The 22,191-nt window shown below is 69.7% G+C and carries 27 protein-coding genes and 1 riboswitch; of the genes, 15 read left to right on the forward strand and 12 right to left on the reverse strand.

Annotated features, from left to right (window positions below):
• Positions 1 to 203 precede the first annotated feature (203 nt).
• A complete protein-coding gene (locus IEX47_RS03655; protein WP_188782588.1) occupies positions 204 to 1,022 on the forward strand; it encodes a COG4705 family protein in 819 nt (272 codons plus the stop codon).
• On the opposite strand, the gene IEX47_RS03660 is transcribed toward IEX47_RS03655, so the two are convergent.
• Together IEX47_RS03660 and IEX47_RS03665 are read right to left on the reverse strand one after the other, a co-directional pair.
• Positions 960 to 1,667, reverse strand: coding sequence for a sensor histidine kinase (locus IEX47_RS03660; RefSeq protein WP_188782589.1), 708 nt, complete (start codon positions 1,665 to 1,667; stop codon positions 960 to 962). The two genes, IEX47_RS03655 and IEX47_RS03660, sit on opposite strands and share 63 nt — an antisense overlap.
• A gap of 5 nt (positions 1,668 to 1,672) precedes the next feature.
• Positions 1,673 to 2,338: a response regulator transcription factor gene (locus tag IEX47_RS03665; RefSeq protein WP_188782590.1), complete on the reverse strand. Its 666-nt coding sequence runs from the start codon at positions 2,336 to 2,338 to the stop codon at positions 1,673 to 1,675.
• A gap of 325 nt (positions 2,339 to 2,663) precedes the next feature.
• Between IEX47_RS03665 and IEX47_RS18065 the strand changes: the two genes are divergently transcribed.
• The 4 genes from IEX47_RS18065 (at position 2,664) to IEX47_RS03680 (ending at position 7,453) form a co-directional block, all read left to right on the forward strand.
• Positions 2,664 to 2,798, forward strand: coding sequence for a hypothetical protein (locus tag IEX47_RS18065; protein WP_268238935.1), 135 nt, complete (start codon positions 2,664 to 2,666; stop codon positions 2,796 to 2,798).
• Positions 2,799 to 2,961: 163 nt separating this feature from the next.
• A complete protein-coding gene (locus IEX47_RS03670) occupies positions 2,962 to 4,260 on the forward strand; it encodes a COG4705 family protein (protein ID WP_229662594.1) in 1,299 nt (432 codons plus the stop codon).
• Complete coding sequence (locus IEX47_RS03675; protein ID WP_188782591.1) at positions 4,257 to 6,509, forward strand: polyprenol monophosphomannose synthase; 2,253 nt, start codon at positions 4,257 to 4,259, stop codon at positions 6,507 to 6,509. Before IEX47_RS03670 ends, IEX47_RS03675 begins: the two co-directional genes overlap by 4 nt.
• 545 nt (positions 6,510 to 7,054) lie before the next feature.
• Positions 7,055 to 7,453: a hypothetical protein gene (locus IEX47_RS03680; RefSeq protein ID WP_188782592.1), complete on the forward strand. Its 399-nt coding sequence runs from the start codon at positions 7,055 to 7,057 to the stop codon at positions 7,451 to 7,453.
• Between the two features lie 39 nt (positions 7,454 to 7,492).
• On the opposite strand, the gene IEX47_RS03685 is transcribed toward IEX47_RS03680, so the two are convergent.
• Positions 7,493 to 7,654 carry a hypothetical protein gene (locus IEX47_RS03685; RefSeq protein ID WP_188782593.1) on the reverse strand — a complete coding sequence of 54 codons (162 nt, stop codon included), beginning with the start codon at positions 7,652 to 7,654 and terminating at the stop codon, positions 7,493 to 7,495.
• Between the two features lie 325 nt (positions 7,655 to 7,979).
• On the opposite strand from IEX47_RS03685, the gene IEX47_RS03690 reads away from it, so the two are divergent.
• Positions 7,980 to 8,216, forward strand: a complete 237-nt coding sequence (locus tag IEX47_RS03690; RefSeq protein ID WP_188782594.1) for a hypothetical protein — start codon at positions 7,980 to 7,982, stop codon at positions 8,214 to 8,216.
• 13 nt (positions 8,217 to 8,229) lie between these two features.
• Here the strand turns inward: IEX47_RS03690 and rpsN are convergent, their stop codons facing one another.
• The 7 genes from rpsN to IEX47_RS03725 are packed head-to-tail and all read right to left on the reverse strand — an operon-like array spanning position 8,230 to position 10,680.
• Entirely contained in the window at positions 8,230 to 8,532 is a 303-nt protein-coding gene (gene rpsN, locus IEX47_RS03695) for a 30S ribosomal protein S14 (RefSeq protein ID WP_188782595.1), read from the reverse strand.
• Entirely contained in the window at positions 8,532 to 8,702 is a 171-nt protein-coding gene (rpmG, locus tag IEX47_RS03700; protein WP_188782596.1) for a 50S ribosomal protein L33, read from the reverse strand. The genes rpsN and rpmG overlap by 1 nt, the downstream gene beginning before the upstream one ends.
• Positions 8,702 to 8,938 carry a 50S ribosomal protein L28 gene (gene rpmB, locus IEX47_RS03705; RefSeq protein WP_188782597.1) on the reverse strand — a complete coding sequence of 79 codons (237 nt, stop codon included), beginning with the start codon at positions 8,936 to 8,938 and terminating at the stop codon, positions 8,702 to 8,704. The genes rpmG and rpmB overlap by 1 nt, the downstream gene beginning before the upstream one ends.
• A gap of 29 nt (positions 8,939 to 8,967) precedes the next feature.
• Positions 8,968 to 9,090 carry a type B 50S ribosomal protein L36 gene (gene ykgO, locus IEX47_RS03710; RefSeq protein WP_188782598.1) on the reverse strand — a complete coding sequence of 41 codons (123 nt, stop codon included), beginning with the start codon at positions 9,088 to 9,090 and terminating at the stop codon, positions 8,968 to 8,970.
• Positions 9,091 to 9,125: 35 nt separating this feature from the next.
• The gene (gene rpmF, locus IEX47_RS03715) at positions 9,126 to 9,305 is read right to left on the reverse strand and encodes a 50S ribosomal protein L32 (protein WP_188782599.1); all 180 of its coding nucleotides are present in this window, start codon (positions 9,303 to 9,305) and stop codon (positions 9,126 to 9,128) included.
• Between the two features lie 47 nt (positions 9,306 to 9,352).
• Complete coding sequence (locus IEX47_RS03720) at positions 9,353 to 10,429, reverse strand: GTP-binding protein (RefSeq protein WP_188782600.1); 1,077 nt, start codon at positions 10,427 to 10,429, stop codon at positions 9,353 to 9,355.
• On the reverse strand, positions 10,426 to 10,680 hold the full coding sequence (locus tag IEX47_RS03725) for a type B 50S ribosomal protein L31 (protein WP_188782601.1): 255 nt from the start codon (positions 10,678 to 10,680) through the stop codon (positions 10,426 to 10,428). Before IEX47_RS03725 ends, IEX47_RS03720 begins: the two co-directional genes overlap by 4 nt.
• A 40-nt stretch (positions 10,681 to 10,720) precedes the next feature.
• Here IEX47_RS03725 and IEX47_RS03730 point away from each other — a divergent pair, with 40 nt between their 5' ends.
• Positions 10,721 to 11,053, forward strand: coding sequence for an HU family DNA-binding protein (locus IEX47_RS03730; protein ID WP_268238936.1), 333 nt, complete (start codon positions 10,721 to 10,723; stop codon positions 11,051 to 11,053).
• A gap of 54 nt (positions 11,054 to 11,107) precedes the next feature.
• On the opposite strand, the gene IEX47_RS03735 is transcribed toward IEX47_RS03730, so the two are convergent.
• Entirely contained in the window at positions 11,108 to 11,536 is a 429-nt protein-coding gene (locus tag IEX47_RS03735; protein WP_229662595.1) for a Fur family transcriptional regulator, read from the reverse strand.
• Between the two features lie 142 nt (positions 11,537 to 11,678).
• A riboswitch (cobalamin riboswitch) is annotated at positions 11,679 to 11,866 on the forward strand.
• Positions 11,867 to 11,951: 85 nt separating this feature from the next.
• Here IEX47_RS03735 and IEX47_RS03740 point away from each other — a divergent pair.
• From IEX47_RS03740 to IEX47_RS03775, 8 genes are all read left to right on the forward strand, one after another.
• Complete coding sequence (locus IEX47_RS03740; RefSeq protein WP_188782604.1) at positions 11,952 to 12,974, forward strand: FecCD family ABC transporter permease; 1,023 nt, start codon at positions 11,952 to 11,954, stop codon at positions 12,972 to 12,974.
• Entirely contained in the window at positions 12,971 to 13,798 is an 828-nt protein-coding gene (locus IEX47_RS03745; protein ID WP_188782605.1) for an ABC transporter ATP-binding protein, read from the forward strand. The genes IEX47_RS03740 and IEX47_RS03745 overlap by 4 nt, the downstream gene beginning before the upstream one ends.
• Positions 13,795 to 14,799 (forward strand): ABC transporter substrate-binding protein, encoded by a 1,005-nt coding sequence (locus IEX47_RS03750; RefSeq protein WP_188782606.1) that lies wholly within the window; start codon positions 13,795 to 13,797, stop codon positions 14,797 to 14,799. The genes IEX47_RS03745 and IEX47_RS03750 overlap by 4 nt, the downstream gene beginning before the upstream one ends.
• Before the next feature lie 93 nt (positions 14,800 to 14,892).
• Positions 14,893 to 15,471: a hypothetical protein gene (locus IEX47_RS03755; RefSeq protein ID WP_188782607.1), complete on the forward strand. Its 579-nt coding sequence runs from the start codon at positions 14,893 to 14,895 to the stop codon at positions 15,469 to 15,471.
• 468 nt (positions 15,472 to 15,939) lie between these two features.
• Positions 15,940 to 18,303: an FdhF/YdeP family oxidoreductase gene (locus tag IEX47_RS03760; RefSeq protein WP_229662596.1), complete on the forward strand. Its 2,364-nt coding sequence runs from the start codon at positions 15,940 to 15,942 to the stop codon at positions 18,301 to 18,303.
• An 87-nt stretch (positions 18,304 to 18,390) separates the two neighbouring features.
• The gene (locus IEX47_RS03765; RefSeq protein WP_188782608.1) at positions 18,391 to 19,602 is read left to right on the forward strand and encodes a PucR family transcriptional regulator; all 1,212 of its coding nucleotides are present in this window, start codon (positions 18,391 to 18,393) and stop codon (positions 19,600 to 19,602) included.
• On the forward strand, positions 19,602 to 20,663 hold the full coding sequence (locus IEX47_RS03770; RefSeq protein ID WP_188782609.1) for an FUSC family protein: 1,062 nt from the start codon (positions 19,602 to 19,604) through the stop codon (positions 20,661 to 20,663). Before IEX47_RS03765 ends, IEX47_RS03770 begins: the two co-directional genes overlap by 1 nt.
• Positions 20,660 to 22,045, forward strand: coding sequence for an NAD-binding protein (locus IEX47_RS03775; RefSeq protein ID WP_188782610.1), 1,386 nt, complete (start codon positions 20,660 to 20,662; stop codon positions 22,043 to 22,045). Before IEX47_RS03770 ends, IEX47_RS03775 begins: the two co-directional genes overlap by 4 nt.
• A 10-nt stretch (positions 22,046 to 22,055) precedes the next feature.
• On the opposite strand, the gene IEX47_RS18070 is transcribed toward IEX47_RS03775, so the two are convergent.
• Complete coding sequence (locus tag IEX47_RS18070; RefSeq protein WP_188782611.1) at positions 22,056 to 22,178, reverse strand: MFS transporter small subunit; 123 nt, start codon at positions 22,176 to 22,178, stop codon at positions 22,056 to 22,058.
• Between the last annotated feature and the right edge of the window lie 13 nt (positions 22,179 to 22,191).

Consider the following 22,191-nt stretch of genomic DNA (forward strand, 5'->3'; position numbering starts at 1 on the left):
CTAGCCAAATTCAATGTTCCCTATGCGTTTTGCAGACCCGTTCGAGTCCCTGATGGCGTACAAGACGAGGGCTTGACCAGCAGATATGCGGTCAGGCCCACGTCCATTTCTGCGGCGGTGTCCCGCGTCACGCTAGTGTCTCCAGCGCGCTTCGGTCGCGACAGTCAGGATGAATTCAGGCGCGCGCCCCCACGCTCGTCCCCATGACGACACGACGTTTCCCCCACGCCAAGGTCCCGGAGGTCTTCGCCCTCTTCTGGGTGGTCAAGCTCCTCACCACCGGCATCGGCGAGACCGCCGCCGACTTCATGGGCACCAAGAGCGTCGTGATCGCCGGCCTCGTCGGCGTCGCGGGCTTCTTCCTCGCGTTGTGGTTCCAGCTGCGGGCGGACACCTACCACCCGGTCCGGTACTGGATGACGGTTCTCATGGTCGCGGTCTTCGGCACCATGATCGCGGACGGTCCGCACGTGGCGCTGGGCTCGCCGTACTGGCTCGACTCGCTGCTGTACGCCGGCGCGCTGGTCGCCCTGCTGGCCTGGTGGCGCACCTCCGAGGGCACGTCCTCCGTGCACTCGATCACCACGCCGCGGCGCGAGCGGTTCTACTGGGGAACGGTGCTGCTGACGTTCGGGCTGGGCACGGCGCTCGGCGACACGACCGCCGCCAACCTGCACCTGGGCTTCGCCTGGTCGATCGCGATCTTCGGCGTGCTGATCCTGCTGCCGCTGCTGGCCTGGAAGCGTGGCGCCGACAGCGTCGTCTGCTTCTGGATCGCCTACGCGCTGACTCGGCCGCTCGGCGCCTCGATCGCTGACGGCATGGCGGTGCGCCCGCAGCACGGCGGGCTCGGCTGGGGCACCGGTCCGGTGACCGCGGTCGGACTGGTCCTCTTCGCGCTGCTGGTCAGCTACGTCGCGATCACGAAGTCGGACAGCCCCGTCGACGAGGTCGACCCCTCAGCGGGGCACCCGGAGCACGAAGCGGCTGCGCCCCGCGAGCTCGACCTCGCCACCGACTGACCGCGCGAGCCGGCGGGCGATGGGCACCCCCAGCCCGTGTCCGTCGGCGCGCGCGGTCTCCCCCGCGGCGAAGACGTCCACCCCTGCGTCGACGCCCGGCCCGTCGTCCTCGACCGTCACCGTGACGGTCGAGGACGCGTGCTGCAGTGCGTTGTCCACGAGCGGCGCGAGGGCCTGGAGGACGGTCTCGGCCCGCTCGGCCCCCGGGCGCGGCCGGTCGGCGTCGTCCAGCAGCGTGGCCATGACCGACCCGAGGCGTCGCGCGGCGGCCGCGATCTCGCGCAGGTCCTCGGTGAGGTCCGCGTCGCTGATCCCCCGCAGCAGCGCCAGGTCCGCGGAGCCCTGGAGCGCGGTCAGCGGGGTGCGCAGCTCGTGGGCGAGCTCGGCGGTGAGCCGCTGCTCCGCGAGCAGCGCCGCGCGGACCTCGTGCTCGGCGGTCGTCGCGACCCGCCAGGTGACCGCCCCGACCAACAGGATCGCGGCGATCCCCAGCACGGCACTGACGGACAACACCTCACCCGACGTGCGGCTGCTCGACTGACCCTCAGCGAGCTCCAGCACCGCCTGCGTGACGACGACCAACGCGATCATCACGGCGGTGACCAGGCAGAGCGTGGCCAGGACTACTCGCCTACGGAAGCCCACGGTCCTCATCGGAGCGTGAACCCCACGCCGCGGACGGCCTCGAGCTGCACCGGGGCACCGATCTTCTTCAGCTTCCGCCGGATCCGCGCGGCGTATGCGTCGACGGTGTTGTCGGCGACGATCGCACCGTCGGGCCAGCCGGCAGCGACCACGTCACGGCGGCGTGCGACCTCGCCGGGCCGGGCGGCGATTGCGCCGAGCATGCGGTACTCCGTGGGCGTGAGGCTCACCTCGTGGCCCTCGTAGACGAGCGCGTGACGGGCCGGGTCGAGCCGCAGGCCAGACGGCGTAGCCGGCGCAGCCGGACGGGCGGCACGCCGGCCGAGCGCCTCGATGCGGACGACGAGCTCCTTCACGTCGAATGGCTTGGGCAGGTAGTCGTCACCGCCGGCCGCGAAGCCCGCGATCTTCTCGTGAACCTGGCCGAGCGCAGTCAGGAAGAGCACCGGTGCGTGCACTCCGGCTGCCCGCAGTGCCTGGCAGATGTCGCGGCCGTCGGCGTCGGGCAGCCCGATGTCGAGCACGACCACGTCGGGGTGCGGGTCGCCGACGAAGAGGCGGAGCGCCTCCCCACCGTCGTGGGCCACCTCGCAGTCGTGGCCGGCCAGGCCGAGGGCGGCAGCGACCACGCGGCGGATCGCCGGGTCGTCCTCGCAGAGTCCGATGCGCATGGGCCGAGTCTGCCCCAGACCGCGGAGGCCGGAGTGTTGCGGGCTCGAGCAACCTCCGGGTCGCGGCACTGGGTTCCTGATCGCGGCCCTCAGATGAGTGGACCCACACTGCTGAAGGTTTCAGCCTCCGCGACGGCCCGGCCTGGGGGTGGAGTAGTCACTTCCTACTAATCGGGTTCGAATTGGCTCGCGTCGCAGTCCCCAGCGGGCATCCTTCTTCTGTGAGCAAACCCCGAGCAGGACTCAAAGAGGTGCCGCCGCCGTGACATTCCGGATCCATTACACGGTTCCCGGGCCTCTCGGCAATGGACGTCGTCTGTGGTCAATGCTCGGCAACTTCACGTCCGTCGAGGAAGCCCATGAGCATGCCCTCTGGGCTGCTCGTCAGTACGGATCCGACGTAGAGATTTTCGACATCGAGGGCGACCAGGTTATTGAGGACGTCCCGGCGCCCGACTGATCCTCAGCGGACATCAAGCGTGCCGAGCCGGCCAGGGCAACTCCGGCATCCAGGCGCCGGCCGCCTAGCACGGACCATGCGCTCCGGTTCCGCCCTCAGCGCGTTCACCCTGGCGTCCGGATAGTCAGGATGTTGTCAGGTCCGCTGCCGCAGGCTGACCGGCATGACGACACCGACCACCACCGGAGCCCGGCGTGCCACGGCGGGCCAGATGCTCAACAAGGTCCCCGAGGTCACGATCTGGTTCTGGATCATCAAGATCCTGTGCACCACGGTCGGCGAGAGCTTCGCGGACTACATCAACGAGACCCTCGGCTTCGGCCTGCTCAACACGATGCTGCTCTTCACGGCGATCTTCGTCGCCGTGCTCACCTGGCAGATGAAGACGCGACGCTACGTCCCGACGCCGTACTGGCTGACCGTCGTGGTCGTCAGCGTGGCCGGCACGCTCTACACCGACATGGGCACCGACCAACTCGGCATCCCGCTCTGGATGAGCACGGCGGTCTTCTCGGTGCTGCTCGCGATCGTCTTCGGCGTCTGGTGGATGCGCGAGCGCACGCTCTCCATCCACAGCATCGACACGCGCTCGCGTGAGTCCTGGTACTGGCTGACCGTGCTGGTCACCTTCGCCCTCGGTACGGCGACCGGCGACTGGACGCTGCAGCTGACGAGCTGGGCGCCGGCGCAGTCGGTCTTCCTCCCGCTCGGCCTGATCGCCGGGATCGCGGCGCTGTGGAAGTTCGGCGCCAACCCCGTGCTCTCCTTCTGGCTGGCCTACATCCTCACCCGCCCGCTCGGCGCCAACATCGGCGACTGGCTCGCGTCGCCGAAGCACGCGACGCCGCCGGAGCCGGTCGGCCTGGGCCTCGGCACGCTGGTCACCAGCCTGATCTTCCTCGGCGCCATCACCGCGACCGTGATCTACCTGAGCATCAGCCGCAGCGACGTCATCGAGACGTACGACGCGACGCACGAGCCCGTGGTCACCACCAACCCGCGCAAGGAGCGGATCGCGCTCGGCGGCTTCGCTGCCCTCGCGGTGGCGATGGTCGGGATCATGACCTGGGCGCACAACCAGCCGCACTCGACCTGCGACCCAACGGGTGCCAGCGAGACCATGCCGGCCTGCCCGAAGGCCGCGATGACGCCGGCGCAGACCGTCGCGGCGGTGAAGAAGTACCAGGGCCTGGCCACCAAGGCGATCGCCCAGGACAAGGCCGGCGACACCGCCGGCTCGCACGCCACCGTGCAGACCATGCGCGACGACTGGGACGCCGACGCCCCGGCCCTGACGCCGGTCAACAAGGCGACCTGGACGGCGCTCGACACCCAGATGGATGCAGTCCTGAAGACCTACGCCATCGACCACGGCTCGATCAAGCCGGCGCCGGCTGTCGAGCAGGAGAAGGCGTTGCAGGTTCTCTTGCACGACCTGGCCACCAAGCAGTTCCGGGCATGACCACGACGACGGCGCGCCCTGCCGAACCGGGGCCTGCCCCTGCTGGTGCACAGCGCGCCGTCGTCGTCGTCCCCACCTACAACGAGGCCGACTCGCTGCCGCGGCTCCTCCGCGACCTTGCTGAGGTACGTGGTGAGCTGCCTTCGGGTGTGGTGCTGGACGTGCTGGTTGTCGATGACGGCAGCCCTGACGGCACCGCCGACCTCGTCCGGCTCCACCCGGCGTACGGCGGTTGGCTGGGGCTCCTGGCCCGCGGCGGCAAGGCTGGACTCGGTGACGCCTACCGCGCCGGCTTTTCGTGGGCTCTGGACGCCGGCTACGACCTGGTCCTCCAGATGGACGCCGACGGGTCGCATCCGGTCACTGCACTTCCAGCGATGCTCGCCGGACTCACGGAGAACGACCTGGTGATCGGCTCGCGCTACGTGCGCGGAGGGCGCACCGAGAACTGGCCGCTACGACGGCGACTGCTTTCAGCCGGAGCCAACCACTACGCGCGCTCGATGCTCTGGCTGCGCACCAGAGACGCCACCGCAGGCTTCCGCGGCTGGCGCGCAGACGCCATCCACGCCGCAGGGGTGCTACACGGCGACGCCGACGGGTATGGCTTCCAGGTCGAGAACACCTGGCGAGCCGAGCGGTCCCACCTCAGAGTGGCCGAACAGCCGATCACGTTCGTCGAGCGGGTCGCCGGGGCATCCAAGATGAGCCCAGGCGTCGCCGGCGAAGCCGTAGCCCTGATCGCGCGCTGGCGCGCGGCTGAGATCGCAGCGTGGCTGCGACGCCATCTGCTTGTCGTCGGACTCGTCGTCCTCGCCGGGTTGCTGCGCGTGCCGTTCCTGCACCGCCCGCTGACCTCCGACGAAGCCGGCTTCCTCACCGTTGCAGCACAGTGGCACCACGGGACCTCGCTGTACGGCGACTACTGGGTCGATCGCCCGCCACTGCTGATCCTGCTCTTCCGGATGGCTGCCCTGGCCGGTGGCGAAGTTCCGCTCCGCCTGCTCGGCACAGTGGCCACGATGGTCGCTGTCGCGCTCGCCGGGCTCCTCGGCGGACTGGTGACCTCGCGCCGGATCGGCCCCGTCCTCACGGCGGCAACGGCCCTGCTGCTGCTCGACGCCCCGCTCTTCGGCGGACAAATCGTGAACGGAGAGTTGCTCGCGGTTCCGTTCGTCTTCGCAGGCCTCTGCTGCATCGTTCCCGCCAGTCGGCCCGACACCGCCCTGCGGTGGTGGGCAGCTGCTGGCGCTGCGGGCATGGCCGCCGGCCTGGTGAAACAGAGCCTGCTTGATGTCTTCGCCGTGGCGGCCGCGCTCCTCGTCTGGGAGCTCCTTCGTAGGAGCCGCCGTGACGCCGCCAGCCAGGGTGCCGCGTTCGTGGGCGGCGCCCTCGTAGTGCTGGCCGCAGTTCTTGGTATCGCTTGGCTGTACGGCACGCAGCCCGCAGGGATCTGGGATGCCGTCGTCACCTTCCGCATGCAGGCAGCCGACGTCATCTCGAGCCAGGCCTCACCGCACACCGCACATCGTGCCCGTGTGCTCGCCGTAGCCTGGGTATGGACCGGCGCGCCGCTGCTGCTCCTCGTGTCCCTCCTGCGGCGCACTCCCCGTGCACCCTCCCCGCACATGCCCCTCGGCTGGCTCGCCGCCACGCTGCTCGGGTGGGAGGCGTTCGGCGTCGCCGCGGGCGGCAGCTACTGGCTGCACTACCTCATCGGGACAGTGCCCGGCACCGTCTTCGTCCTGGCCCGCGCGATCGCCGTCGGCATCCCCGTACGGCGCTGCAGCGCAGCCCTCGCAGTCATGGCACTTTCCTTGGCCATCACCACCAACGCCGTGCTGCACCGCGCACCACGGCAACCGGCTGGAGTCAGGCAGGTGTCAACCTGGCTGACGGCACACGACCGGCCCGGACAGACGGGGATCGTGGCCTACGGACAGTCCGAGATCCTCCGGACCGCAGGCCTGCGCAGCCCCTACACCGAGCTGTGGAGCCTTCCCGTCCGGGTCCGGGACCCTCGCCTTCAGGAACTGACGGAGGTGCTCGCAGGCCCCAAGCCGCCCACCTGGATCATCACCGGCGAGCGCGGACTCGCGTCATGGGGAATCAATCCCTCTCTCGCCCAGCCGGTCCTCGCTGCCCGCTACAAGCAAGTCGAAAGGATCGGCACCTGGCGGATCCTGCGCCTGCGACAAGACCCCCAACTGGCTAGATCAAGGACTGAGAGCGCGAGCCCTGCATCATGAGCGGCTCGACCGCCTTGACCAACCAATGAAATGAGCGGGAGTCAGGGCAAGCAGACCGATTTCCCTCCAGACTCGGGTCATGCGCCGATTCCTTGTTTTTGCGCTCGTGATCTCGGCCGCGTGTCTTGTCCTGGGTGGAGTCCGCTCGGCCATGCAGACCGTCAGCGCAGTAGACGCAACGACGGGGCTGGTTGAGTGTGGGCACGCCCTGCCCGTCGCCATCCGCGGGGTGTACGACGGGGGCGGTGGCGAGGCCGGTGACCCTGTTGCACGCAGGTCGGAGTTTGATCGCCTGACCTCAGTCTGCCGGCCGATTGCGCGAGCCCGGGCCTGGCCTGGGTCCCTTGCGGCAGGCCTCGGAGCTGTGGCGGTCAGTATCCTCGGCGTTTCCGTCGTGCGCCGCCGCCAAAGATGAGGTGCGATGACGCGAACCCGCGACGAGCACCGAAGGCGCGCCGAACGCGGCATGAGCGAGCGGTTTGGCTTGAGCCACCAATGATTCGCTTTCTGCGACGCAGCCTGGCCAGGAGCCCTACGTTCCTCGCATGAAGACTTGGCTTGGCCGGCTTCCGGCAGCGGCGGTCGTCGGCGGCGTCGCCCTCGCTGGCGTAGGTGGCTATGCGCTGGGCTCGATGGGGACGGCCACGGCGCACTGGCACGGAGTCACGATCAAGCGAGCTGCGGTCGTGAGCAATGGCGACCACCGGCTCCTGACGGTCAGGGATAAGGACTGGTCGTACGGACTTGTAGACAGCGTCACGCACTGGATCGACCGCGAGGGAAGCCTGCACCAAGGCGGCTGGCCGTCCTGCCTTGAACCCGCTCACCCGATGGGCGGGCCAGAAGCCAATCCCGGAGTCGTCGCGTTTCGATTTGCCTCCGTCAAGACCAAGCTCGACGGCGGCGAATTGCGTCCGGTGGTGCTCGTCGATTGTCGCGCCTGAGCTGCCCGGGGCCGCGAGAGACGCGGCATCAGCGGTCGCTCAGTGCACACCCTCATCGCGCAGGGCGAGTCCCCAGGCAACGCCCTTGGCAACAGCACCCGTGATGAGAAACGCCACGCCTACGGCGACCAGCACCCAACTGAACGGCGCGGGCAGCTCCCCGTCGGAGACAGCCCAAGCGCCGAGGACCACGAGCACCACGCCCGGAACCAGCGCGACTGCCGGAGATGCGGGTGCCCAGCGAGCGGGGAGATCGCCGTGCTGCTGGCCAGATGCTGAGGTCGCACTCATGCGCCAACCATTCCACGCCCTACCGGTCGAGTTGGGCAAACCGATCTACGCGAGGAGGCCGCAGTCTTCAGCATTCTGGGTCGCAGCGGAGTTGGGGTCGGCGCTTCGGTCACCTCGACCTGCAAGGTCCGGTTGAGGCGCTCTGCCTTTCCGTCTTGCCAAGCGCAGTGCGGACGGACGAAGACGCGGTTCGGCCCCGAGCAGCTTCGTCGCGGCGGGGATATCGTTGGAGCCCTTGCAGTTGAAGTGGTTGTCGGTTATCACCCGCTCGATGTGGGCCGCGGTCAACGGAACGCTGAGCTACGTGCCCGCGAGTCGCGTCGCCGGCTTCATCGTCTTCGGCCTGCTCGGCGTCATCGTCCTCACCTTCGTCGTCTCGGCCGCCTTTGCTCGGCTCGGCGATAGCGCTCGACGCCTGCCGACCCGAGCAAAGGGCATTGCTTCCACCGAATCGTCCGGTACAGACTCCTGAGACGATGCCGGTGCTACCACGACGATGTCGTGATGCCGGGCAACTCTCCCCGGTGTGCCAGCGTCCTGAACGTGATCCGCGAGACCCCTACCTTGCGCAGGTAGCCACGGGGACGTCCGTCGAGCTGGTCGCGGTTGCGGACCCGGCCCGGGCTGGCGTCGCGCGGGAGACGGCTGAGGGCACGGACGGCGACCGCCCGTTCTTCGGGGGTTGCAGCGGTCAGGATCGCCTGCTTGAGGGCGGCCCGTCGGTCGGCGTACCGACGGACGGTCTCCTTGCGCCGCTCGTTGGCGACGATCTTGGACTTCTTGGCCATCAGCGCTCCTCGCGGAAGTCGACGTGCGTGCGGATCCGTGGGTCGTACTTGCGGAGCACCAGCCGATCGGGGTGGTTGCGCCGGTTCTTGCGGGTGACGTAGGTGTACCCGGTCCCGGCCGTGGAGCGGAGCTTGACGATCGGACGCAGGTCGTTGCCACGCTTCGCCATCAGAGCTTCCCTCCTCGGCGGACGATGCCGGCGACGACGGCGTCGACGCCGCGCAGGTCGATCGTCTTGATGCCCCGTGCACTCACCGTGAGCGTGACATGCCGGTGGAGACTGGGCACCCAGTAGCGCTTCGACTGGATGTTGACGTTGAAGCGTCGCTTGGTGCGGCGGTGGGAGTGGGAGACGTGGTGACCGAAGCCGGGCTCGGCTCCGGTGACCTGGCAGACGCGTGGCATGGGATTCCTTGGCTGTGATGGTCGGCTGGTCAGCCCTGGCGGGTCTTGAGGCGGGGGTTCAGCTTGTTGATGACGTAGGTGCGTCCGCGGCGCCGTACGACCTGGGAGCCGGGCTGGTTCTTCACGGAGCGGAGGGAGTTGCGTACCTTCATGTCGGTTCCTTCGGTGGTTGTCGGGTGGCGGCTGATCAGGCGCGTGTCGCGGTCAGATCGAGGTAGCCGCGCTGGACGGCGCGCACCAGTGCGCGGGGGACGCGGTGGGTCGTGCCGTCGACGGTGACGGGCACGAGGTCGGCGGGAGCCGCCTTCCACTGCGAGCGTCGGTGGCGGGTGTTGCTGCGCGAGGTACGGCGCTTGGGTACGGCCATGAGTTTCTCCTTGTGAACGGCCGGCGCACCGGCGGGATGGTGACGGCTCAGGCGACGTCGCGGATGTCGCCGAGCCAGGGCTCGAGCCCGTCCTCCGCGACGTCCCAGCGACGCCGGTCGAGGAGCGCCTCGGCGGGGGTGAGCAGGATGTCCTCGAAGGCGTCGCCGAGCTCGCCGGGGAGAGTTCCCAGGCCCGTGAAGATCAGCCGGGTGACCGGCGTACGGCGTCCCCAGGGGCTGTAGCTTCCGATGCTGAGCTGACCGCCCGCGCCCGACCATTCGAGCATGTCACCAGGCCGGGTTGGCACCCAGAAGGAGCCGCGCGAGCGATACGGCCCGGTGCCGAGTCGCTCGATCTGCTCCAGGAGCCGGTCGGGATGGAAGGCGCGCGCAGAGCAGAGCGCGAGGCGCCAGGCCTTGCCTCCGCGAAGTGCGGGGAGCTCGGTGCCGAGTTCGGGCGAGCACCAGGCATTGGTGATGGTGTTCTGGTGCCGCTGGGTGATGATCGTGCCGGCGTCGAGCTGGTCGGCTCCGATGATGACGGGGACCGTCGGGCGAGCCAGGGCGCGCACCAGGTCGGTGGCCTCCGCGCCGGGATCCGCATCGAAGACGACGAGGTCGGCAGACTCGATCTGGGCGCAGGCAACCTCACCGACCCCGCGGTCGTCATCCGGGTTGGTGTGCACATCGCGCTCGCGGAGCAGATCGTCACTGAGCAGGTCCCGTACGACGTCGGTGGTGCCGACGGCGGCCAGCACGCCGCTGAGCTTGAGATGCCGCGCCAGTCGGCTGTGCGTCCCCAGGGCGTGAGCAAGCTGGCCGGCCTCCGTCGACGTGGGCAGGCCCGCGAGGATGGTGCTCCACCGCTTGTCGCGCCCCAGCCGCTCGAGCGTCGGCAGGATGTCCTCGCGCAGCGCGCAGCTCACACAGGCGTGCTCCAGCTGGATCTCCTCCCGCTCGAGAACGCCGCTCATGTCGCTCACCGTCCGGGTGAGCACTTGCGAGTGCGGGTCGATGCGGTGGCGCACCGAGACGGCCCCGGGCAGGTCCCACATGAGGCTCATGAGGGTGGAGTCCATCGCCACGGTGTCCACGCCGGTGACCACGACGAGTGGCGTCCTCATGCGCGGCCTCCGTAGCGGCGCTCGAACTTCTCGACCCGGCCTTCGCTGTCGAGCGTGCGGGCCGTACCGGTCCAGAAGGGGTGGCTGTCGCTGGAGACGTCGACGTCGACGACCGGGTAGACGACGCCGTCGATCTCGGTCACCTTCTCGGGCGCGCGGCCCGCCAGGGTCGAACGGGTCAGGAAGACCCGACCGGTCGCCGGGTCGCGGAAGGCCACCGGGCCGTAGGGGGGATGGATCCCTTGCTTCACAACTCCTCCTTCTAACGAGAATCGTTATCAGTATGGCATAGTGCGACATCAAGGCCGAACCGGCCCGCGACACCGACCACAAGGAGCACGTGAAATGAACCGCAAGGACCTCGTCGAGACCGTCGCACGAGAGGCTGGACTGCCCACCGCCCAGGCAGACGCAGCCCTGGCCGCCATGCTCGACGGCGTCGTCGCCGCCGTTGCGGCGGGGGAGAAGGTCACGCTCCCGGGCTTCGGCACCTTCGAGCAGCGCAGCCGCGCCGCACGCTCCGGCCGCAACCCGCGGACCGGCGCGCTGCTCGAGATCGCGGCGACTCTGGCGCCGGCCTTCAAGCCGGCCGCGGCCTTCAAGCAGGCGGTTGTCGCCGGCTGATCGGTCGTGTGGGGTGGCGGTCGGGCCGGCCGCTACCCCGCGTGTTGGCTGAGGTCAGGCCCGAGCCTGGCAGTCCGAGCAGACGCCGAAGAGCTCGAGGGTGTGGCTGACGTCGTTGAATCCGTGCCGGGTCGCCATGTCGTCCGCCCAGGTCTCGACGGCCGGGCCCTGGACCTCGACCGTCTTGCCACACGAACGGCAGACCAGGTGATGGTGGTGGCTCGTGCCGCACATGCGGTACGCCGCCTCGCCGGCGGCGCTGCGGAGGAGATCCGCAGTGCCAGCCTCGACCAGCGTCTGCAGGGCCCGGTAGACGGTCGCCAGCCCGACCGATGCCCCCGCGGCCCGCAATGAGGCATGGATCTCCTGCGCGGTGCGGAAATCCGGGCTCTGTGACAACTCGTCACGCACGGCCTGGAACTGCCGCGTCGACCGCTCGCGCACCGTGCGCTTCGGCGTGCTGGTGTCGGTATCTGCAGTCACGGGACCTCGCTCTTCTGGGAACGACCCACCGTACCTCGCCCGACTGGTCATGTTCCTGCGTCCACGCGGCTTCCTCAACGGGTCAGGCCGTCGCGCCCCGTGACCTGCACCTCACCTGCTTGTGGCGCAGTTCCCCGGGCCCTAGATTCCGCAACGAGTCAGATCACGCCTCCTCGGGGAGGCGTAGGGAATCCGGTGAGAATCCGGAACTGTCGCGCAGCGGTGAGGGCGACGAACGAAGCACGCAAGCCACTGGACCATCACGGTCTGGGAAGGCGCTTCGTTCGCTTGACCCCGAGTCCGAAGACCTGCTGGCTCGCTGTGTCCACAGCGCTTCGCGGTCTGAGCGCCTGACTCCAGAGGTCTTCCTTTGCATGAAGTTGATGCCGTCACCCGACGGCAGAACGCCCGCCGTTTGAGCGCGCCCGCACTCGTGGCTGTGCTGGTCCCGCTGGCATTCCTGACCGTCGTGCTGGCCACGGGTTTCGGCGCCGAACCGCTGCCGGTGCACGTCGTCCTCGACGCCCTCCGCGGCCGCTTCGGTGGTGCGCCCGTCGACCCGGCGTACGACGCGATCGTCTGGGAGATCCGGCTCCCGCGCACGCTGCTCGGCCTGGTTGTCGGGGCTGGTCTGGCGATCGCCGGCGCCGCGGTCCAGACGCTGGTCCGCAATCCGCTCGCCGATCCCTACCTGCTCGGAGTGTCCTCGGGCGCGAGCGTCGGCGCCACGGCCGTGATCACGTTCGGAGTGCTGTCCAGTGCAGGGCTGTGGGCGTTGTCGCTCGGCGCACTGGCGGGTGCGCTGCTCGCCTCGGTCATGGTCTTCGGGATCGCGATGCTGCAGGGCGGACTCACCCCGTTGCGGCTGGTGCTCACGGGCACGGTGCTGTCGGCCGCCTTCTCCTCCATCGCCAGCTTCCTCGTCTTCAAGAGTGCGGAGCCACAGGCTGCGCAGTCGGTGCTGTTCTGGCTGCTCGGCTCGCTCTCGGGCGCGACGTGGGACCACCTCTGGCTTCCGACGGCAGTCGTCGCCCTCTCCATCACGGTCCTCATGGCGGCGAGCGGCTGGCTTGACGCGCTGGCCGTCGGCCCGGACACCGCCGCTGCACTCGGCGTACCGGTCCAGGCCGTGCGCACCGGGCTCTTCGTGCTCACGTCCGTGCTCGTCGGTGTGCTGGTCGCCGTCGCTGGGGGGATCGGCTTCGTCGGTCTCGTGCTACCGCACCTGGCGAGGCTGCTGGTCGGCCCACGCCACCGCGCGTCGCTGCCGGTTGCGGCGTTGGCTGGTGGCGTCTTCCTGGTCTGGGTGGACGTCGTCACGCGCATTGCGGTGCGCCCGACCGAGATCCCGCTCAGCGTCGTCACGGGGCTGATCGGTGCTCCGGTCTTCCTGCTCCTGCTCGGCCGGCGCACCTATCGCTTCGGGGGCGAGTCATGACCATCACCACGTCGCGCGTCAGCACGACCGCTGCGCTCGCGGCCTCCGGAGTCTCGTGCGAGGCCGGAACACGCACCGTCCTGTCGGGAGTGGACCTCGACGTCCGACCGGGCGAGGTGCTCGGCCTGATCGGCGCAAACGGCACCGGCAAGTCGACCCTGCTGCGTGTCCTCGCCGGGGTCCGTCCGGCCGCTGCGGGCGAGGTCCTCCTTGGTGGCCGACCGCTCCACCAGATCAGCTCGCGCGAGCGTGCTCGGCAGATCGCCTTCGTTGCCCAGGAGGAGACCGCGCCCTCGGACCTGCTCGTCTCCGAGTTGGTCGCCCTCGGACGCATCCCGCACGCCCGTGCCTGGGGCGGCGTCGACTCGGCCTCGCGACGTGCGGTCGCGGAGGCGTTGCGGCTGGTCGACCTCGAGTACGCCGCGGGCCAGTCCATGGACCGTCTCTCGGGTGGCGAGCGCCGGCGCGCCCTGATCGCTCGCGGGCTCGCCCAGGAGGCACCGGTCCTGCTGCTCGACGAGCCGACGAACCACCTCGACATCAAGCGCCAGCTCGCACTGTTGCGGCTGGTCCGACGCCTCTGCCGGGACCGGGCGCGGACCGTCGTCCTCGCGCTCCACGACCTCGACCTCGCCGCCACCTTCTGCGACCGCATCGCGGTGTTGCACGGCGGCGGCCTCTTCGCTCACGGGACACCCGCCGAGGTGCTCACCGCCTCGGTCCTCCACGACGCCTTCGGCGTCCTCGCCACCCGTGTCACCCACCCCCTCACCGGCCGGACACACCTGCTGTTCAGCCACGACGAAAGCGAGCTCCACCCATGATCAAGCCCACGACGTACGGCGTGCTGGCGGCCGCGGCGATGCTCGGACTGTCCGGCTGCGGCGGTGCCACCACGGCAGCGCCCGCATCCGACGGCACCGTGACCGTCACGAACTGTGGCAAGAAGGTCGAGTTCCCGTCGCCGGCCAGGAAGCTCTTCGTCAACGACAGCAACCTGATCTCCATGGTGCTCGCACTCGGCGCCGAGAAGCAGGTCGCCGCAGTCTCCAGCATCGGCCGCGACGAGAAGGTGCTGACCGAGCACTACGGCGACGCCGTCGCCGGCCTGAACCAGGTCTCGGATGATTACCCGGGCCTGGAGACCGTCATCGCCGCCAAGCCGGACGTCATGGTCGCGGGCTGGAACTATGGCTACGACGAGACCAAGCAGCTCACCCCGGACTCGCTCGCACAGCGCGACATCGCGGCGTACATCCTCACCGAGTCGTGCCGCCAGGAGGGCTCGAATGCCCGCGGCATCGTCGACCCCTGGACCGCGCTGCGCGACGACATGACCAACCTCGGTGCGATCACCGGCCACACGGACCACGCCAAGCACGTTGTCGCCGACTTCGACAAGCGTCTTGCTGCCCTCGACGCCGCACCCAAGGCGAGCACGCCGCCGGTGCTCTTCGTCTTCGACAGCGGCGAGAAGGCCGTCTTCACCAGCGGCGCGTTCGGAGCGCCGCAGGCGATCATCGAGGCCGGCGGCGGCCACAACGCAATGGCCGACCTGAAGGACACCTGGACCGAGGTCTCGTGGGAACGCCTCGCCGCCTCCAAGCCCGACGCGTTCGTCTTCGTCGACTACCCCGGCCAGACCTTCGAGCAGAAGGTTGCCGTGCTGAAGGCCAACCCCGCCACGCGCGACCTGGCGGCGGTCAAGGAAGGCCGCTTCCTCAATCTGCCCTACGCGATGTGGACCAGCGGTCCGCTGAACATCGACGCTGCCGAGGACGTCCGGGCGGCGCTGGAGAAGTGGGGCCTGGCTCCGAAGAGCTGACCGGCTGGGCCCTGGCATCTCGGGCGTGCCGGGGCCCCAGCACCGTCCCACCCCCGAGCCTTGCGAGGCTCATGAGAGACAGAACCACACGTCATGACCATGCTCGACACGACCCCAATCCCATCCGAGTCCAGCGAAACGGCCTCGCCGATCCTGGGCGCCACCCGTGCTGGCGTTGGCCGGACCGTGATGCTCGGCGTAGCCCTGGTCGGGGCCTGGGCGGCCAGTATTGCCGGCGCACTCACCCTCGAGACCAGCCACAACCTGCACATGTGCGCGCTCTTCCTGCATCTCGGGTGCCTGATTGCCGGCTTTGGCGCAGTGATGACGCTGGACTGGTTCGGTCTGCTCTGGCTGAGTGGTCGGCGCGCCCTTGCCGACGTACTCGACGTTGCCGACGCGGCCCACCCGCTGATCTGGATGGGTCTGCTCGGCCTCGCCGCGACCGGCATGCTCCTCGAGCCCTCGCTCACCCCGCTCACCTGCGTCAAACTCGGCGCCGTGCTGCTGGTCGCGATCAACGGCCTCAACGCCATGCGGCTCAACCACGCCATGGGCCGACTCGATCGCGATCCGGACCGCCCGATGATGGTGTGGTCTGCGGTCACGGTGTCGCTCTCCCAACTGGGATGGTGGACTGCATGCCTGATCGGCTTCCTTAACGCCCACTAAGTGGCCGCGCTCCACGCCCACGTGGCGAGAGCGTGCGCGCGTCTTGCGAATTTCCTGCTGTTTGGCATCGAAGATCGGCCGATCGGCGCCGAAATCCGTCGAGGTACGGACGTATCATCGGAAGACCACTCGTTGTCGCGATGCGGCATCGTCCGAGGTCAGCGGCAGTTCTGCCGATGGCGTCCGAGAATCTCCGAAGTCGGAGTGAAGCGAGACACCAGAGCAGGGGGTCAGGGGTTCGAGTCCCCTCACCTCCACAGGAATCCGAAACAGCCTCTGATCTGCGGAAACGCGGAACAGAGGCTGTTTTGATGTGCGGCGCGGACCGGACCCCGCGGATCGCCGCCTCGGCCTCCTTTGTCGCGGACGACGGTCGATCTTGTGGTCGCGGACAAAGTTGCGCACCGATGACTGATCCCGGGTCTCCAAACCGTGCCTCCGGCCTCCACGCCGTGCGACGATCCGACGGTGAGCATCGAGTCGCGCGACGACGCGCCCAGCGCAGCCGCCACCACCGACGCCGTCCCGGGCCTCCTCCCGGTCCGGCCCCGTCAGGGCGGGTACGGGCCGCTGACGACGAAGAAGTGGTCTCAGAAGGACTACCACCACGCGGCGGCCTCCTGGGGGGCGTCGTTCTCGGTCATGAACGTGCTGATGCGCGAGCGTGAGGGGATCCGCGGCACCAACGCGATGTTCAAGATGAACCAGGAGGGCCGGGGCTACGACTGCCCGGGCTGCGCCTGGCCCGACGACCAGCACGGCCTCAAGCTCGACATCTGCGAGAACGGCGTCAAGCACACGACGTGGGAGATGACGCCCAAGCGCGTCGACGCCGACTTCTTCGCCCGGCACACCGTCAGCGAGCTGGCGACGTGGACCGACTTCGACCTCGAGGACCAGGGCCGCCTGACCCAGCCCATGTCGTACGACGCCGAGACCGACCGCTACACGCTGATCAGCTGGGACGACGCGTTCGCCCTGATCGGCGACGAGCTGCGCAAGCTCGACAGCCCGGACCAGGCGTCGTTCTACACCTCCGGTCGGCTCAGTAACGAGGCGACCTTCCTCTACCAGCTCTTCGTGCGTGAGCTCGGCACCAACAACCTGCCCGACTGCTCCAACATGTGCCACGAGGCCTCCGGCCGGGCACTGACCGCCTCGATCGGGACGGGCAAGGGCACCGCCGACCTGGAGGACTGGGAGCACGCTGACGCCCTCTTCGTCCTCGGCGTCAACGTCGCCTCGAACGCCCCGCGCATGCTGACCACGCTTGCGGAGGCGCACCGGCGCGGCGCCCAGATCGTCCACATCAATCCGCTGGTCGAGGTCGGTGCGACCAAGACGATCGTGCCCCACGAGTTCGTCGACATGGCGCTCTTCAGGAGCACGGAGACGAGCACCCTCAACGTCCAGGTCCGCCCGGGTGGTGACCTGGCCCTGATGCGTGCCGTCGCGAAGGCGACGCTGGAGGCCGAGGCCGAGCGTGGGGGAGTGCTCGACCACGCCTTCCTCGCCGACCACACGACAGGCTTCGAGGAGTACCGCGCACTCGTCGAGGCCACGCCCTGGCCGGACCTCGCCCGCCAGTCGGGGCTCACCGAGGCCCAGCTCCGCGAGGTGGCCGAGGTCTACATCAAGGCCGACAGCTCGATCATCAGCTGGTGCCTCGGCGTCACCCAGCACGAGCACGGCGTCGACACCCCGCGCGAGTTCGTGAACCTCCTCGCGCTCAAGGGCAACCTGGGCCGCAAGGGCTCCGGCCCCTCCCCGGTCCGTGGCCACAGCAACGTGCAGGGCAACCGCACCTGCGGCATCGACCACCGGCCCTCCGACGCCTTCCTCGACCGGCTCGGCGCCGTCTGCGGGTTCGAGCCGCCGCGCCACCACGGCCTCGACACCGTCGCCACCATCGAGGGCATGCACGCCGGCACGGTCAAGGTCTTCGTCGGCATGGGCGGCAACTTCGTGATGGCCGCACCCGACACGGCGTACACCGCGGCGGGGCTGGCGAAGACCGAGCTCACGGTCCAGGTCAGCACCAAGCTGAACCGGAGTCACCTCGTCCACGGACGCAAGGCGCTGATCCTCCCGTGTCTGGGCCGGACCGAGCGCGATGAGCAGAAGTCCGGCCCGCAGTCGGTCTCCGTCGAGGACGCGATGAGCATGGTCCACCTGTCGAAGGGATCGCGGAAGCCGGCGTCGCGCCACCTGCTCTCCGAGCCTGCGATCATCGCCGGCATGGCGAAGGCCACGCTCGTGGACTCCCCGACGCCGTGGGACGAGTTCGTCGCGGACTACGACCGGATCCGCGACGTCATGGCCGGTGTCTTCCCGGGCTTCGAGAACTTCAACCAGGTGGTGCGGCAGACCAACGGCTTCCGGATCGCCCAGCCGGCCCGTGAGCGGACCTTCCTGACGCCGTCGGGCCGACTGGAGTTCTCGCACGCGCCGCTGCCCGACGTCATCCCGGCAGACGGCGACACGCTCGTGCTGCAGACGATGCGCTCGCACGACCAGTGGAACACCACGATCTACTCCAACAACGACCGCTACCGCGGGGTGAAGAACCTGCGCGAGCTGATCTTCATGAACGTCGACGACATGAAGGCGCGAGGCCTGAGCCAGGGTGACCTGGTCGACATCACCGCGACCTCGCGCGACGGCTCGAAGCGGCACCTGAAGAGCTACCGCGCGCTGGCCTACAACCTCCCGCGCGGCAGCGCGGCCGGCTACATGCCGGAGATGAACGTGCTGATCGGCATCGCCGACTACAGCACGCAGAGCGACCAGCCGCTGATGAAGAACGTCCAGGTGACCGTCACCCGCGCGTGAGACCGAAACGTCAGATACTTCTCGGGTCGATCCGTCGTACCCGGCCCTGATGGGGCGGGTGCGCTCCGCCCCCCCGAGAGGACCCCGTTGCCCCACGACCCGGCGCTCCAGCAGCTCGTGGCCTGGGCGGAGCCGCGCCTGCCCGCGCTCACGGCCGCTGCGTACCAGACGATCCTCGAGCGCGTCCCGGCGTACGGCGCTGCCGAGCCGGTGCCGGCCGCCGAGCTGCGACGCTCGGTCGAGGAGAACCTGCGCTTTCTCATCGGGGCGCTCAGCAGCGACGAGGGCGACGAGGTCGACCTCCGTACGCCGATCGCGACCGGCCAGCGGCGTGCCGCGGCAGCGATGCCGTTGCCCGAGGTGCTTCGCGCGTACCGACTCGTCTTCAGCACCCTGTGGGACGCGCTGCTCGCCCGGGTCCGGGCCGCGGAGGATCCCGCACTCAGTGAGGCGCTCTTCGTCGCCGCGACCCGGCTCTGGCAGCTGGCGGACGAGCACGCGGTCGCGATGACAGAGGCCTACCGTGCGACGACGTCGCGGATGCTGGTGCGCGACCAGCGGCGCCGTTCGGCGCTGGTCGAGGCGCTCTTCCTCGGAACAGGCGGGACCAGCAGCTGCTGGGAGGCGGCAAGCCTGCTCGGGTTGCCACCGGACTGCGGGTTCGTGGTGGTCGCCGCCGAGACGACGGGCCTGGCCGTGGAGAGCCTGGCCGACATCGAGCAGCGCCTGGCCCAGCGTGGTCTCGCGTCGGCGTGGCGGTTGATGCCGGCGCTCCAGGTCGGCATCGTCGCGACCCCGGGGGAGCGGGAGGCGGAGCTCGTCACCCTGCTCGCCGAGGTCGGGACGTCGCGCATCGGCGTCAGCCCGCGCTATGCATCGGTCGCCGAGACGCCGCGGAGCCTCCAGCTGGCGCGTGCCGCCATCTCGGTGCAGCCCCGGGGTTCCACCGGCGTCCACGTCTTCAGCAGCAGCCCGCTGGCCGCGCTGATGGCCTGCGATCCGGCAGCCGCCGATCGGCTCAGTCTCGACGTGCTCGGGGCCGCGCTGGCACTGCCCGCCGAGGATCGCGACGTGCTGTTGCAGACCCTGCATGCCTACCTCGACAACCAGGCATCCGCCGAGCAGGCGGCGCGGGTGCTGCACTGTCACGCCAACACCGTCCGCTACCGGCTGCGCCGCCTCACCGAGGTCACGGGGCGCTCCCTCCAGGACCCGTACCAGCTTGCCGAGCTCGCGGCCGCGTCGTACGCCGTCCGGATCCGGCACGAGCGCGGCAGCCAGCCGGCCGGTGGTCAGTGATGCGCAGCGTGACCGCCCTGGGCGAGGCCCGGAGACGGGCGATGGCGGACTGGGCGCACGCCGCTCGGGTGAGCGCGGGACTGGTGCTGCCGGGGCTGGCGCTGGTCCTGGCCGGCCGCCCCGAGCTCCTCATCTACGCTGTGTTCGGCTCGTTCGCCGGCATGTACGGCCGCGCCGAGACCCGGGCACTGCGCCTCCTCCACCAGACCCAGGGTGCGCTGCTCCTCCTCACCGGGACGGTCGTCGGGATCACCCTGGCGCAGGTCGGTGCGGACCGGCCGACGGTGATCCTCGCGGCCGTGGTCTTCTCGATAGGTGGCTCGCTCGTCGCCGACTTCTTCGGCCTGCGCCCCGAGGGACCGTTCTACGGGGTCTTCGCGCTGGGCGCCCTCGCCGGGATGCCGACGGACCTGGGTTCGGCGACCTCGCTGAGCCTCATCGCCCTCGCCTCGGCTGCCTTGGCGCTCGTGATCGGGCAGCTGACGGCGGGCCCGGGCCGGCCCGAGAAGTCGGTCGTCGCCATCGTCCGGGAGCAGCGGCTCCGCTCACGACAGGGCGCGCTCGCCCATGCCGTGCGGTACGCCGCGGCCGTCGCACTCGCGGGCGAGGCGGCGCTGCTGTGCGGGCTCGAGCACGTCAACTGGGCGATCGCAGGCGCCGCGGTCACGCTTGCGGCCGCGGACTCCCGGGGAAGGCTCCTGCGCGGCATCCACCGCGTCGTCGGCACGATCGCCGGCCTGGTCGTCACCGCACTCGTCCTGGCGCCGGGCTTCACGCCACGCACCCTCGCGGTCGCCGTGATCTGCCTGCTCTTCCCGACCGAGCTCTTCATGGCCGTCAACTACGCACTCGCCCTGAGCTTCTTCACGCCGATGATCATGCTCATGACCGAGCTCGCCGAACCGATCGGCGTGGGCGAGCTGGTGAAGGATCGGGCGCTCGGCACCATGCTCGGGGTGGTCATCGCCCTCGCCGTGAGCCTGGTCGTGCGCGACCTCTCGCCCGGGGCAGAAGCGAGCCGGGCCGGTGCGGCGGACCGCGCGATAGATTCCGGCTCATGACGGTGCAGCCGGGACTGAACTGGCCCGACGTGGACCTGCCTGGTTCGCGCGGCGGGTTCGTGGTGATCGGTGACACGACCACCGCTCGCCGGGTGTGTGCCGCCCTCACCGAACGCGGTCATGTCGTCACGCACCTCGACCAGCCCGGGCCGACCGAGCTCAGGGCGGCGCTCACGGAGACCGTCGACGGGGTCGCCATCCTGTTGCACCAGGACGAGATCTCGCTTCAGTACGCCATGGCTGTCGCACACGCTGCACCGAGCCTCCGCCTGGTCGTCGAGATCTTCGACGCGACCGTCTCGGCGCAGCTCGAGACCCTCCTCCCGAACTGCCTGGTGACCTCTCCCGGTCGGCTCGCCGCCCCCGTGCTGGCCGCCCGATGCCTGGACCCGACGGCGGTCGCCATCACGCACGTCGGCCCGCGCCGCGGCCTGGCGTACGACGTGAAGGACGACGGGCTGACGGTGCGCGAGTGGCGTCGCTCGCACCCGCGCCTGCGCGCGCTCCGTGGCTGGCTGGCCAGCCAGGTCATGCCTCACGACGCGGGTTCGACCCTCCTCACGGTGGGTCTGCTGGGCATGCTGTCGATCCTGGTGCTGGACTGGCTCTGGTTGACCCACGGAGGGGTCGAGGGCACCACGGCCTTCCAGGAGGCGGTGGCCGTCGTCGCGACCGTGGGGCCGATCTCGGAGCACGGCGAGGCCTACGCCGTCTTCGCGGGGGTCGCGATGCTGCTGACCCTGGTCTTCGCGGGCATGTTCACCGCCGGACTGGTCGACCAGCTGCTGGGACCACGGCTCGTGGGCCTCTTCGGTCAACGGGCCCTGCCGCGGAGCGGTCACGTCATCGTGGTGGGCATGGGCCAGGTCGGCCTGCGCCTGTGTCGCCACCTCATCGCGCTCGGGGTGCCGGTTCTCGGTGTGGAGCGCGACGCGCGTGGCCGCTACCTGGGGACGGCGCGCAACCTCGGCATTCCGGTGGTCGTGGGCCACGGTGGCGACCGCCTCCTGCTGGAGCGGCTCCGCCTCGACCACGCTGCCGCCCTGGCCGCGGTGGGTTCGGCGGACCTCGACAACGTCTCGGTCGCCGTCGCAGCGCGAGGGGTCACCCACCAGGCCCCGATCGTCATCCGCATGGGGGAGCAGGAATCGGTCAGCGAGTCGGCCTCGCTGCTTCCGCTCGGGGTGCTGTGCGACGTCGTGGAGCTCAGCGCGGCGTACGTCATCGCGCATCTCTTCGGCCACACCGCAGCGCTCGCACTGCCCCGCGGGCGCGACGTCCTCCTGGAGACAGCCCAGGGCGAGTACCTCTCGTGGCGGGCAGCCCGCCGCGATGCCTGCACGCACGGCGTTCGACCGGGCGTCCACCGGCGCGACGCCTGAGGCGTCGGGGTCAGCCGGTGAAGATGTGCAGGGCGTTCTTCAGCGTCTGCACGAACCCGTAGGCGAGCGGGATGCCGACGATCGCCCAGGAGACGATGACGCGGGGGGTCTGGTTGGCGCTGCTCTGACTCATCGGAGGTGCTCCT

Source organism: Nocardioides phosphati, assembly GCF_014646375.1.
Taxonomy (GTDB): Bacteria; Actinomycetota; Actinomycetes; order Propionibacteriales; family Nocardioidaceae; genus Nocardioides; species Nocardioides phosphati.